This window comes from Desulfosporosinus sp. SYSU MS00001 (assembly GCF_049943955.1).
Classification (GTDB): domain Bacteria; phylum Bacillota; class Desulfitobacteriia; order Desulfitobacteriales; family Desulfitobacteriaceae; genus Desulfosporosinus.
Map to the genome: position 1 here is coordinate 158,970 of NZ_JBNFTW010000007.1, position 12,645 is coordinate 171,614.

At 38.4% G+C, this 12,645-nt stretch carries 12 protein-coding genes and 1 pseudogene; 7 read left to right on the forward strand and 6 right to left on the reverse strand.

Annotated features, from left to right (window positions below):
• Positions 1 to 14 precede the first annotated feature (14 nt).
• Positions 15 to 1,250, forward strand: a complete 1,236-nt coding sequence (locus ACPUYX_RS14135) for an anaerobic sulfatase maturase (RefSeq protein ID WP_426380337.1) — start codon at positions 15 to 17, stop codon at positions 1,248 to 1,250.
• A gap of 322 nt (positions 1,251 to 1,572) precedes the next feature.
• Here the strand turns inward: ACPUYX_RS14135 and ACPUYX_RS14140 are convergent, their stop codons facing one another.
• On the reverse strand, positions 1,573 to 1,914 hold the full coding sequence (locus ACPUYX_RS14140; protein ID WP_426380274.1) for an MFS transporter: 342 nt from the start codon (positions 1,912 to 1,914) through the stop codon (positions 1,573 to 1,575).
• 62 nt (positions 1,915 to 1,976) lie between these two features.
• Between ACPUYX_RS14140 and ACPUYX_RS14145 the strand changes: the two are divergent.
• Both ACPUYX_RS14145 and ACPUYX_RS14150 read left to right on the forward strand, forming a co-directional pair.
• Positions 1,977 to 2,165: pseudogene (locus ACPUYX_RS14145) on the forward strand (LysR family transcriptional regulator); the annotation flags it as partial.
• 541 nt (positions 2,166 to 2,706) lie between these two features.
• Positions 2,707 to 3,609: a GGDEF domain-containing protein gene (locus tag ACPUYX_RS14150; RefSeq protein ID WP_426380275.1), complete on the forward strand. Its 903-nt coding sequence runs from the start codon at positions 2,707 to 2,709 to the stop codon at positions 3,607 to 3,609.
• A gap of 207 nt (positions 3,610 to 3,816) precedes the next feature.
• Here the strand turns inward: ACPUYX_RS14150 and ACPUYX_RS14155 are convergent, their stop codons facing one another.
• The 4 genes from ACPUYX_RS14155 to ACPUYX_RS14170 form a co-directional block, all read right to left on the reverse strand.
• Positions 3,817 to 4,809: an acyl-CoA dehydratase activase gene (locus tag ACPUYX_RS14155; RefSeq protein WP_426380276.1), complete on the reverse strand. Its 993-nt coding sequence runs from the start codon at positions 4,807 to 4,809 to the stop codon at positions 3,817 to 3,819.
• Positions 4,806 to 5,873 carry a hypothetical protein gene (locus tag ACPUYX_RS14160; protein ID WP_426380277.1) on the reverse strand — a complete coding sequence of 356 codons (1,068 nt, stop codon included), beginning with the start codon at positions 5,871 to 5,873 and terminating at the stop codon, positions 4,806 to 4,808. The genes ACPUYX_RS14155 and ACPUYX_RS14160 overlap by 4 nt, the downstream gene beginning before the upstream one ends.
• Positions 5,860 to 6,792: an acyl-CoA dehydratase activase-related protein gene (locus ACPUYX_RS14165; RefSeq protein ID WP_426380338.1), complete on the reverse strand. Its 933-nt coding sequence runs from the start codon at positions 6,790 to 6,792 to the stop codon at positions 5,860 to 5,862. Before ACPUYX_RS14165 ends, ACPUYX_RS14160 begins: the two co-directional genes overlap by 14 nt.
• Before the next feature lie 896 nt (positions 6,793 to 7,688).
• Positions 7,689 to 7,841 (reverse strand): hypothetical protein, encoded by a 153-nt coding sequence (locus ACPUYX_RS14170; protein WP_426380278.1) that lies wholly within the window; start codon positions 7,839 to 7,841, stop codon positions 7,689 to 7,691.
• A gap of 448 nt (positions 7,842 to 8,289) precedes the next feature.
• On the opposite strand from ACPUYX_RS14170, the gene ACPUYX_RS14175 reads away from it, so the two are divergent.
• The gene (locus ACPUYX_RS14175; RefSeq protein WP_426380279.1) at positions 8,290 to 8,769 is read left to right on the forward strand and encodes a flavodoxin family protein; all 480 of its coding nucleotides are present in this window, start codon (positions 8,290 to 8,292) and stop codon (positions 8,767 to 8,769) included.
• 464 nt (positions 8,770 to 9,233) lie between these two features.
• Here the strand turns inward: ACPUYX_RS14175 and ACPUYX_RS14180 are convergent, their stop codons facing one another.
• On the reverse strand, positions 9,234 to 9,737 hold the full coding sequence (locus tag ACPUYX_RS14180; protein WP_426380280.1) for a CBS domain-containing protein: 504 nt from the start codon (positions 9,735 to 9,737) through the stop codon (positions 9,234 to 9,236).
• 483 nt (positions 9,738 to 10,220) lie between these two features.
• Here ACPUYX_RS14180 and ACPUYX_RS14185 point away from each other — a divergent pair, with 483 nt between their 5' ends.
• The 3 genes from ACPUYX_RS14185 to ilvA all read left to right on the forward strand — a co-directional run bounded on the left by ACPUYX_RS14185 (position 10,221) and on the right by ilvA (position 12,639).
• Positions 10,221 to 10,877, forward strand: a complete 657-nt coding sequence (locus ACPUYX_RS14185; protein ID WP_426380281.1) for a helix-turn-helix transcriptional regulator — start codon at positions 10,221 to 10,223, stop codon at positions 10,875 to 10,877.
• 154 nt (positions 10,878 to 11,031) lie between these two features.
• A complete protein-coding gene (locus tag ACPUYX_RS14190; protein ID WP_426380282.1) occupies positions 11,032 to 11,418 on the forward strand; it encodes a RidA family protein in 387 nt (128 codons plus the stop codon).
• A 12-nt stretch (positions 11,419 to 11,430) separates the two neighbouring features.
• Complete coding sequence (gene ilvA / locus ACPUYX_RS14195) at positions 11,431 to 12,639, forward strand: threonine ammonia-lyase (protein WP_426380283.1); 1,209 nt, start codon at positions 11,431 to 11,433, stop codon at positions 12,637 to 12,639.
• Positions 12,640 to 12,645: the final 6 nt, after the last annotated feature.

Sequence of the window (12,645 nt, forward strand, 5' to 3'; positions counted from 1 at the left end):
AGCCATTTGTTGTTATGGCTAAGCCGGTCGGGTCGCTGTGTAACTTGAAATGCAGTTACTGTTACTATTTAGAGACAGAACGTTTTTTAAAGAGCCAGCATCAACAATTTCGTATGTCGGACAGCCTTTTGGAAACATATATCCATCAATATATAGCGTCAAGCCCGGGGCCTGTCGTACAGTTCACATGGCATGGCGGGGAACCTACATTAGCCGGATTGGACTTCTACCGTCTTGTTTTGAAACTGCAGAAACGCTACCTCCCGGAAGGATGGAGCTGTTGGAACAATCTTCAGACCAACGGGATTCTGCTGGATGACGAGTGGTGTTCATTTTTGGCTGACGCCCACTTTGATGTAGGGCTGAGTATAGACGGTACACAATGGCTGCATGACAAAAATCGCAAAGATCACAGTGGCAGCGGCTCTTATGAACGGGCAGTTGCGTCTGTCCGCCGTTTGCAATCTCATGGTATTCAGCCCGATTTGCTGTGTACCGTAACATCCGAAACAGCAAAAGAACCGCTCGCCGTTTACCGGGCGCTTAAAGAACTTAATACAGGATGGATTCAATTCATTCCAATTGTACGGCTCACTGAGGACGGAAGGACGACAGCGGACTCTGTGACGAGCGAAGAATACGGAGATTTTTTGTGTACGGTTTTCGACGAATGGATCCTACACGATCTTGGACGGCTGGACGTTCAACTATTCGCGGAAATAGCATTGGTATGGTCTGGAGGTAATGCCAGCTTATGCTGGATGGCACCAACCTGTGGCCGAGTACTCATCGTTGAGCATGACGGTAGTGTATACTCGTGCGATCACTTTGTTAATCCTGACCACCACATTGGTGACATTGAATCTTCCCCACTGAGTGTACTGGTGGACTTACCGGTACAACATCGCTTCGGTAATGAGAAGCAGACCAAACTTCCACTACAATGCTGTTCTTGTTCATGGCTTGAGATATGTAATGGGGGATGTCCAAAAGACAGGTTCATCTTAGCGGAGAATGGAGAGCAGGGACTTAATTATTTATGTAGTGGGTTACAGCATTTTTATGCTCATGCTGAACAGCCGTTGAGACGCGTCATGCAGCTCAGAAAACAAGGGTTAACAACGGACGCAATTAAGGCTGAACTGCTTGCCGAGTCACAGGCCCAGTGGCGAGATGTTAGACGCAATGATCCCTGTCCCTGCGGTAGTGGCCGCAAAGCAAAGCATTGCTGCTGGTCTAAGCGGCTTTAAAGACTACGCTCTTCGGAACTGCTTTCTAAATTCACTATTTCAAGCACCTAATGTGGTTTAACCCTGCAAACGGCAACACAAAGGACGTTTATGTTAACTCATTAAACGTAAATACTAAATATGAGCGTATCTATTGGACAAGGTACTATTTTAAGAGGCATCTTCTGGATAAGGAAGGTGCTTTTTGCTTATGCTTTTTGCACTATAATAATAGGAAAACCATGCAACACTACGTGATGTTACAGAGTAACCTTCTTTACACCTGAGTAACCAGAACTAAGAAGATTTTTGTTCCGGTAGGTGCAAAGAAGGCAATTAGTTTTCACTTCCCTGTAATTTCACTAGAAAGCCCGGGCTGGATATCAAGAGCTTCTTTGTTGTGAGTAAGTACTAAATATTGAAGTCCAGTGACGATAATCAGCACCACTTCAGCTGCATAAATGGATTGATATCCCGAACCACTGGCTATAATCCCTAAGACATATGCGCCGATTGCCATACCGGCATCCATCGAATTAAAGAATAAGGAGTTTGCTAAACCCACCCTGTGTGGTTCGACTGAACCGATCGTTTGAGTTTGTAAAATTGGCGTGACTGAGCCATAACCGATACTAATCAAAGCTCCGGCGATTAGGAATAAGTAACTTGCGTGCGATTGACTCAACAAGAACATTCCTATTGCGAAGATAACAAAACAAGGCCTTCGATGAAAGAACAGTAGCCGGGCTTGTCGGCGCTAAATTTGGTGTTGCACTGATTCCGCTCTTTCCGGGGATTGATCTGAAAAAGGTTTCACTAATTCGTGTGCGTAATCCCAGATGTTCTCTGAGCATTCACATGATCTGGAGATCTCAGGGGTATTCGTCACCTGCGCTAACTCGATTTAAGTCCTTTATCAAAGATTCGGCAACATGATCCTATTTGGGGTGCAGATACGTAATCAAGATTGCTATACCTTGTTCGTTAACTGCTAGTAAGGGCATGCGGTCAATGAAACATTATTCAAATACCCAGTAACGACGACAGTTTATATAATGGAATCAACTGGATAAAGAGGGTATTAATAAGTAGGCTAAATACTTGGCGTCTATATTTCTTGATTACTTTTGAATTAATAGAGGATATGGAGGAAACATGTAGAATGCAGTAAATGTTAGCAGACTAATAATTCTAGAGGGGGATTGAGTTGATATTCTCTTCAGTATTATACTTGTTTTTTATTGCAGTACTTAACACGTTAACAACACATACCTTGCTTTCTCGGAAAAAGTCAATAATATTTTGCATAAATGCTTTTATCTTAACTACTATATGTACGTACATAATTAATATTCTTGCAGAAAAATATATTCACAATCCAGTGATTCTAGAATATGTATTATATTTGATTTCCTGTCTATATTTAGCGTATATTCATATTGTATTTAATGAACCAATATCAAAAAAGATATTTGCTATGTTTAGTATTTGGATGTTCTCGACAATCTGTTTGGTTATTTCTGTTAAAATTGCAGAAATGTTTTCAGGTATTAACGAAATCAAATATAATCTTACTCTTGTATATTTTCTTCGAGAAGGTTTGCAGTTAATGCTGTTATTAACCTCCAGTTTTTATTTAAGTAGTCCATATAAAGAAGTTCTTAATAAAGTATCTAATAAAGCTATAGGTTTTATGTCTCTTTATCCAGTTCTTGCTTTTATATTGTTAATCAATAATTATACGACATCTATTGAAGGTCTGAAAACCCTAAATTATACATGGAATATGTTTCTGCTTTTGATATTTATTATCCTGGGATACGTGTTTGTATTTAGCGGGATTTCATCAGCATCTCGAATAATATCTATGCAATATAAGATGGAGAGATTGGAGTGGACCTCCAGCTCAGATCCCCTAACTGGGTTATACAATAGAAGATACATTATGGAAAAAATAGAAAGTGAGCTCAAAAGACCCCAAAAAAAGAAATTTTCTCTTGTTATTGCGGACATTGATTATTTTAAGAAGATTAATGACACCTATGGACATGACTGCGGGGACTTTGTTCTTAAAGTGATATCCAAAAGCCTTATGGATACCGTGCGAGAACAAGATTTTGTATCTAGGTGGGGGGGAGAGGAATTTTTGCTATTCCTTCCTGAAACCGAAGTCGAAGGTGCACATACATTAGTGGATCGAATCAAAGGAATAATTGAAGAACAAATAATCGAATATAATGAGACTCAAGTTTCTGTTACGATGACATTTGGAATAGCCGATAGCCAAGATTATCAAATAATTGAAGATATAATAAAGAAGGCCGACAATGCGCTGTATAAAGGTAAAGGGCGTGGAAGAAACTGTGTCGTTGTAGCCTAGAAATTGGTGCAATATTTCAACCTGTTTCCCTTTTCACCACGTCCCTAATTCACTCGCCCCAAATCATCCCCAGTTCAAGTGAATAGTGTCTCGTTGTTTGTAGAGAGGAACTGATATAAATCTGCGTGTAGCGTTATTAGGAGCATCCCACTGAAGGGTGAAACTACCTTTCGTTAAAAAGTATAGATGAATGAATAAATAAGTTATTCATTCATGTAGGGAGCGTTGAGGATAGGATGCATTGGAAGGGCATTTCCGGATTGCTCCCTTTTCGCATTTATTTCCCCAGAAATCGATAATTTCATTTTCTTTGTAAATGCAGATAATTTCACAAGTATTGGAACATTTTTTACATTCATAACCTATGGTTTTGAATTCGATTTCAGTAATGCCAAAGAAGAAATCCTTTTCGATATTTGTTTTTTTTGCCAGAATTGCTACACCGAGGGCACCGATTAAATGACTGTTAGGATCGACGATGACAGGCATCCCAAGCGATTCTTCAAAAGCTTTAATGACGCCTACGTTTTTGCTTACGCCGCCTTGGAACACAACTGGATCGATAATCTTTTTACCCTTACCAACATTATTAAGATAGTTGGTAACGACAGCTTTGCATAAACCAGCAACGATATCTTCTTTCTTATGGCCGATTTGAGCTTTGTGCACAAGATCAGATTCTGCGAAAACAGTACAACGAGCAGCAATGGGTGTTGGTTTACTTGATTGCAGAGCGATTTGCCCAAAATCTTCGATATTAATGTGAAGACGCTGTGCCTGGCTTGACAGGAAAGAACCGGTTCCGGCTGCACAAAGAGTGTTCATGGCATAATCGATTACAATACCATTTTCGATCAGAATTATTTTAGAATCTTGTCCGCCTATTTCAATAATCGTGCGAACATTTGGATGAAGAGACATTGCTCCGATGGCGTGGGCAGTTATCTCGTTTTTAATAACGACAGCGTCCGTCATTGCCCCAATCAGCTTACGGGCACTGCCTGTGGTGCCGACGGCAACAATTTTTTCGTCAGTGTTGTCAAGTTGCCCTTTTAAGGTGGACAATAGTCGTTTAACGGCTTTTAGGGGGTCGCCCTCTGTCCACAGATACTCACTTGCCTTAATCTTATTGTGTTCATCGATGACCACCCCTTTGGTAGAAATGGAGCCGATATCAATTCCTAAATATGCCTTGCTCATTTCTTAGTGTCCTTTCTCATGATTATCATGTCATAAAAAGCCTCGAGACGAGTATTAAAACTGGTCTCGCTTGATTGTGTGTCAAAGGAAAGATAGAGAATTGGAATTTTAAAATCATTGCTGATATTTTGTAGAACTGGAATGGCATCAATTTCCGGTGTACAACCAAAGGATTTGACATGAATGATCCCATCGTAGTCCTTTTTAGCAAACTCCAGTGCTCTGTCAATGGTTGCCATGCTGGTAGCCCCCATCGGATACTTGGCATAGTTTTTAATATTTTCTTTAAGCTGCTTTTTGGGATAATGAAGCAATGAGTTGGAAACATTCATCCATCTATCGACGACAATACCAAGCTGCGCGAGTTCTTTCTCAATATAATAATTACTGAACGGCTCCATAATCGTATAATATTCTCCGACAATCCCCACTTTAAGGGGACGTGCAGGCTTGTTTACCTCAATTGCCCTGAAAAGTTTCATATAATTTTGATAAGTCTCTTTCAGATCTTTTTTGGTGCGGACAGTTCGAAGTTCGTTTAAAAAGGAATCATGGACTTTGTCAAAAGACCCTATCATTCTTTCAAATCCGACATTCCTTCGGATGAAGTCTTCTGCCTCGTCGATATACTCAATCATCTTCAATACAACAGGAAGGACTTGCGATATTTTTTTTAAAGACATCTGGGGGTTTATTTCCTTTAATCCGTTGTAAAAGGAAATGGGGTTTCTGTCCTGAACCTTGGCCATGTTCACAAATCTTACGTTATAACCTAAATCACGAAGGATCTGCTCATGAAGCTCTCCATAATAGCGCAGTCTGCATACACCGCCCGTCTGGACAAGAGTATTGGCACCGGCTTCAATTGTCTCAATAAAGTTTCCAAGGTTATATTTAAAAGGAGCGCAAACATAATCCGGACTGTAACGGCTTCCCAGGGCCAATGTTTTTTTGGTAATGGGCGGTGGTACAACATATTCTACACTGAATCCTTCAGTGAATAAGACCTCTAGTGGAGCATAATAATTTCCTAGATGGGGAAAGCTGGCCTTAATCTTTTCCATAGAACTCATCCTTTTTGAACCGAATAATATCTAAAAAACTTTCTAAACGGGTTTCAATTCCGATGTTTCCCTCCTGTGCGTCAATCATGAGATTGAGGATAGGTTTATCAGTGACCCGTCGGATAATGATTTCACTTACTAGAGAATCTGGCCCACAGGGGAAGGTACTTATAAGGATAATGCCGTCGACTCTATCTTTAAAAATGGGTATGGAGCCAACAAGCTCTTTATTAATGGTCCAGGGTAATGTCTCAGTAAGTTCGGAAGATTTGGCTAGAGTCTCTCTTTTAGGGGCGATATCGCCAATGATAGGAACAGCTCCTTGCTCACGCAGTAAATTTAGAATTGGCTCTCCAATATACTTGTCAGAGATATTATAGCGGTGTGCTATCAGTAGTATCTTAAGTTTGTTTATATTTAGTAAACGTTCCTGTTCATTTATCTCTAATAATTGTGCATTGTTTTGCACTTGTTTAGCTTTAAGGTAGGCGTATAAACATTGAGATTTCCTTTTTCCGAGGATTTTACCCATTTTCAGAAAAGAGACCATCTCGAAATCGGCGACTCTTGGGTCGATATTATAAGATAATAAATTGACATTTCTATCTCTAAACGTGTTGGCCACAACATCGTATATGGCTTGGAACTTGGAACACACCGTTCCATCACTGCCGTAGCCTGAAATACGAGGCACAAGAATATAGTCACATTGATCGATTAACCATTCGACATGCCCTAGGTAGATTTTTGAGGACAAGCACGATTCGTCTATAGCATAGGCTATACCTTTTCGAACAATATCTCTGTTAGTATCCGGGCTTACAATATAGTCAATTTTCAGTTCATTAAAAAAACTTTCCCAAAGATGCTTGTATCTATAATATAAGAGCGCTCTTGGTATACCAATCTTGATGATCATCACCTTCTTAAAGCGTATATTGGGGGAAAGGTTTCTTAGAGAGTATTATTGCATTACCTATTTTGTATTTCTGGTGTAACAGTATATACGTATATACTAAGGTATGTACATTCTTGAGAATTTGGGACTAAGTCTGTAAAAACAAAACGCCTAAAACAGCGACATTTAGGAACTCTTCTTTTGCGTTTTTAGATTAATTCAAGGCTATAGAAAGGTCGGCGCTTTTTATGACACAGTCCGAATTTATTGGGTGTGGTTTATATTTTTTTACGTTGCGTTTGATTACGAAAGAATGAAATAATGTTTGAAACGGCAAAATGACGTTAAGGCAAAGTCTTAACGTCATTTTTTTGAAATAAACCATTGACTATCTCTTCCATTGAAGTATCCAACTTTGTGAAAATACATCAAGGTATACATTCGGAAGGATGGCTTCATAATTAAAATGAATCGTAGTAAAAGTTCCCTTTAAACATGAACTGTAGAACACCAGACATAGCATTATTGGGGTTGTTATAATCAAAAACGCAATTAAGAAAGAAAAAATATAATAAATAATTCCCAGCACACCAAAAAACATTTAAACAACCTCCTGTATTTATATAAATACGCTAAATGCTGACTATTCTGAAAACTCATGATGCTGAAGGCTGATTTTTCCCATAGTGAAGGATATTTCTTCGGTCCGTAAATCCCTTGTAATGTTTTATCGTGACATTCGGACGCTATGATATCTATAGAACATCGTAAAATTATTAGTTTCAAGATTATCGGAGCCTTTCATCTGGAAATGCTCGTTAATTAAGCTAATGCATAAAAATAAAAAGCTAATGCTGTTATTTAAACACATTAGCTTGAGTACATCTGAAAAATAATTTATTCAAAATCTTCACCTCTTAGGCAGTGCGCTTATTTAATTTAAATACTCTTTTTCTAGTTAATATATTTTTTCCATTTGTAGTTTTTAATGTGCGCTGTTGCCTATAATCTATAAAAACAACTCCGTAAATAGCAATCATTAGAATAATACTCAAAATTCCTGATAGCATTTAAAATTCCCCCTTAATTTCATTGATTTGCTCTTTAGATATAGAATAACACAATACCTAGGGCTATGTCATATTTAAATTACGTATCTGTCAAATAATATTTTATTATGGTTGTTTTTCCCTTGAGCAAATTCTAAAATAGTACATAAAGTACACAATGTCTTGATAATCAAGGAATATTGCTTTTTAAGTGCTTGGATTTTAGTATAAATATAAATCCGAACTCAAAAAGAGATACATAAACTACTTTTCGTAATTAGCCAATTTAATATTGAAGCAATATAAAAAGATAATAGCAACTCTATATGATAAGGCCAAAGAACAAAACAAAGGAGGCAGTATAGTAGTTTATGGTACAATACACACTTTAAAACGGTTAATTTATAAATTTATTTCCAAACAGCGGAAACAATGTTAAAATTGCGTTTAAAAGGAGGGGGGGCTTTTTATGAAAATGGCTATAGTTTTTTATAGTAAGACCGGAAATACCAGAAGAGTTGCAGATTTAATAGCTGAAGGTGCAAAGAAAATCGATAAAGTTGATGTCAAAAGTATGTCGATCGAAGAAATTGACAATGAATTCTTGAACGAAGCCAAAGTAGTTATCTTTGGATCGCCGACGATTGCGGGAACCTTTGCATGGCAATTAAAGCAATGGTTAGAGACAGCTAAAAATGTTAGCGGAAAACTTGGGGCTGTTTTTGCTACGGCAAATTATGTTGGTGGTGGTGCAGAGGTAGCGGAACTCTCAATGATCGCCGAGATGTTAGTAAAAGGTATGTTAGTCTACTCCTCAGGTGTTGCTGAGGGTCAGCCTTTCATTCATTATGGAGCTGTGTGCATTAAAGATGGGGATGATGGGCAACAGGAACGAGCTAAAATATTTGGGGAAAGAATTGCTAGGAAAGCCACAGAATTATTTAACTAACAAAATAATTTAATAAGTTACATTTGAATTATATTAAAGACTAAATTGCTACATAATTAAGCTTTATGACAAGTTTTATCATCGTGCAATTAAGGTATTCATGTGTGGACCATTTTATCTAAACACAATAAATTGTGCTTTTAGCGAAAAAATTAAGTATGTTTCTTTACACTTTTAGAGGAATGTGGGGAAACATATTTTTTTTAGATTGTTGTATATGTAATTGGAAACTTTCATACTCGGGTGCGGAAACAATTAAGACTATACATGTTACGGAATGGATAGCAGTGTATTGAAGCTGCAAAATTGGTTAATAGCGGGTTATTTTTATGAAATCGTCATAGACAAATGAATTAATTATTCTTGGTATTCACAGTAATAAGAATAACGGTATTGACATATGCCGTAATAGCGTTGATGACAATAGGGGCATATGTCAATACCCTAGGGGATATAACTCTCAATTACAAACATTCTTCGATATAATACAGAATGTCAATTGCCCTAATAATTCCTATCGGCTTTCCTCCTTCAAATACTGGCAGTATATTGATTTTTTTAGTCATCATTATTCGAATTGCTTCAGAAAGATTTTGCTCTAAATGAACAAACTCAGTGACTAGTGGGCGTATTGCATCTCCAACTTTAGTATTAACGCTATAACCTAAGGAACTCTTACGATAAAAGTTTCCCCAAGACGCTGGAAAATTCTCAGCGTCATCAGTATTATTCAGTGTTTTTGCTTTTATGGCATTGAGTATATCTCGTACTGTTAAAATACCTGCAAGTTTCTCCTCATTTCCTTCACGTTTTAAGACTATAATGGAACGATGCTTTTTACTCTCCCCTGAATAGTTTTTAAAAATTTTTATGGCGTCTCTTAAGGTATCGGTATTATAGACTATGGGATATTCAGATGAAGACGAAACCGGAACCATTAACTCCTTAACTTTTTTTGTTTCAGGCACAGTTAGTTCCTCCTCTTCCTATTTTTTAAATATTTTGAATATACTAATTTATATTCTTATCTTCAATGTTTGTGTCATATGTCAAATATAATTGCTTCGGATAGTTTCATTTAAAAGCAAAATGCCGAAGCAAAGACCCCGCAAGGGTTAATCTTGCTTCGCTTTGGGGAAATTGACTGTAGTACTCCACCTATAAATAGATGCCGAACTTTCAGACAATTTGTGCAAAAAATACGAAGTCACGAATACTAAATTTCTGATATCCAAAACAATAGAAGGACCGAGGCCGCAGCCCCGGTTTTTCTATTGTTCTTGGAAGGGCAGCAGGTGTAAGATCAGCGCTTTATGCGAGTTATTTTTTATCAAGAAGAAAGGAGTAAGGTAAAGCTGCGAAAAATAATAAAAAATTATTATTATAGGAGGAAATTCTTATTATATCGCGAATATATGAAATATACAGAATTACAGAAAGAAGATGAATTTATGGACTATAAAGAGGTGCTGAATTTATATATTCCCCTCGTGGATTTTATTGCAGACATCATCGGTCCCCATTGCGAAGTGCTTTTGCACGATATCATAGATGTGGAAAACTCTGTGATTGCAATTCGTAATGGATATATTAGTGGGCGGTATATAGGATGCCCTTTAACAGATCTAGGATTTAAACTATTACAAAATAAGACCTTTTTGAATCAAAATGCCCTTGTGAATTATCGAAGCCGTACTGCAAGCGGCGAAAATTTAATATCTTCGACCTATAAAATTAAAGATGCAAAGGGTGAATTGATCGGATTGCTCTGTGTGAATATTTTAAACTCTCCCGATGATCTTATTAATAAAATTCCAACTGAATTTCCCTTAACTGCAATGTTGGGTAATGTCGTTCGTATGGATGACACAGAAGAAGTAAAAGAATCATTAAGCACGTCTTTGGACAGCGTGGTTGATGATGCAGTAAAGAACATTATAACCAAGTACAAGATTTCTGCAGAAAGAATGTCAAGCGAAGAAAAAAGTGCGATTGTTCAAGAGCTTCGTGAAGACGGAATCTTCAAGATAAAAGGTGCAATTGCGAAGGTTGCTGCAACTTTAAAGACGTCGGAAAGCACAATTTATAGATATTTAGCTAATAAATAAAATTGAATTACTTATCTCTAAATGGTTTTGCTTCCTTTCAGGGTTCCCTTGATTGCAGCAGTGTAGCGACGAAAAACACTGTATTGTAAGTAGTGGTTGCTCTGATTGAAATATAGATTATAGGGTACAAATAAAATGACAAGGAGAAATTATAATGAACGAAGCGATCAAAACAGAAAAAGCTCCTAAAGCTGTCGGTGCTTATTCCCAAGCTATAAAGGCTGGAGGTTATCTTTACACATCGGGTCAGATCCCCATTGATCCTAAAACGGGTGTTTTTGTCGAAGGTGGAGTTGAAGCTCAGACCAAACAGGTCATGGAAAACTTAAAACAGGTTATTCAAGAAGCAGGGCTAGACTTTGATGATGTTGTAAAAACCACTATTTTTATTCTCGACATGGGGGATTTCGCTGCTGTAAACAAAGTTTATGAACAATACTTTAAGAAAACGTTGCCAGCCCGCTCTTGTGTTGGTGTCGCCAGCTTACCGAAAGGGGCTTTAGTAGAAATTGAACTTGTTGCATACTACCAAAACAAATAAGGACGTGATGAAATGTCGGTCTCATTGAAAGAAATACAAAGAGCTCGAGAAACACTAAATGGCGTGATTTGTAGAACGGGATTGGCATATTCCAATATCATCAGTGAGATGAGCGACAATAGTGTTTATCTAAAAATGGAAAATCTCCAACGTACCGGTTCGTTTAAAGTCAGGGGGGCCTACAACAAAATAGCCAATTTAAGTGAATCTGAAAAGAAAAACGGAGTCATCGCTTCTTCCGCAGGGAATCATGCCCAGGGGGTAGCCCTTGCAGCAACCACGTTCGGTATCAAGTCAACCATTGTCATGCCAAGGCATGCGCCGTTGTCCAAGGTGATTGCTACGCGTGGGTATGGAGCAAACGTAGTCTTATCTGGCGATATTTACGATGATGCCTATGCAGAGGCCAAACGAATTCAGACGGAAGAAAACGCCACCTTCGTTCACCCCTTTAATGATCCTTTGGTCATGGCGGGGCAGGGAACAATTGCCTTAGAACTCTTAGAGGATCTGCCCGACGTAGAAGTGGTGGTTGTGCCAATCGGTGGAGGTGGACTAATCTCCGGGATGGCTGTGGCTATAAAAGAATTAAACCCGAAAATAAAAATCATCGGAGTACAGACTAAAAATTGCCCTGGCATGGCGGAATCAATCGCCCAGAAGCACGTAATGACTGTTGACGGAATCCCGACCATCGCTGATGGCATCGCTGTCAAAACTCCCGGGGATTTGAGCTTTGATATCTGTCAGCGTTATGTCGATGATATCGTTACAGTAGATGAAGAAGAGCTAGCGAGTACAATTTTATTATTACTCGAAAAGGTTAAGACTGTCGCTGAAGGTGCTGGTGCTGCAAGTATTGCTGCTGTCCTGAATAGGCTTTCTGACTACAAGAACCGTAAGATAGCAGCCGTAATCAGTGGTGGAAATATTGATGTCAATACTATGACGCGCATCATTAACAAGGGACTCGTTAAGACTGGACGAAAGGTGTTTTTTGATACCGTTATTTCGGACAAGCCGGGAGAGCTGTGGCAACTGTTGCAGTTAGTTGCTAATGCAGGCGCGAACGTACTTGCTGTTACACATAGCAGGGAAAATAGAGATGTGGCATTGGGTTGTGCGAGAGTGGAGTTGGAACTGGAAACCGCAGATGAGGAACAAATTCTGACTATTAAGCAATTAATGGAACAACGTCAGTATAAGGTAAATATTCGATAAGAAGGA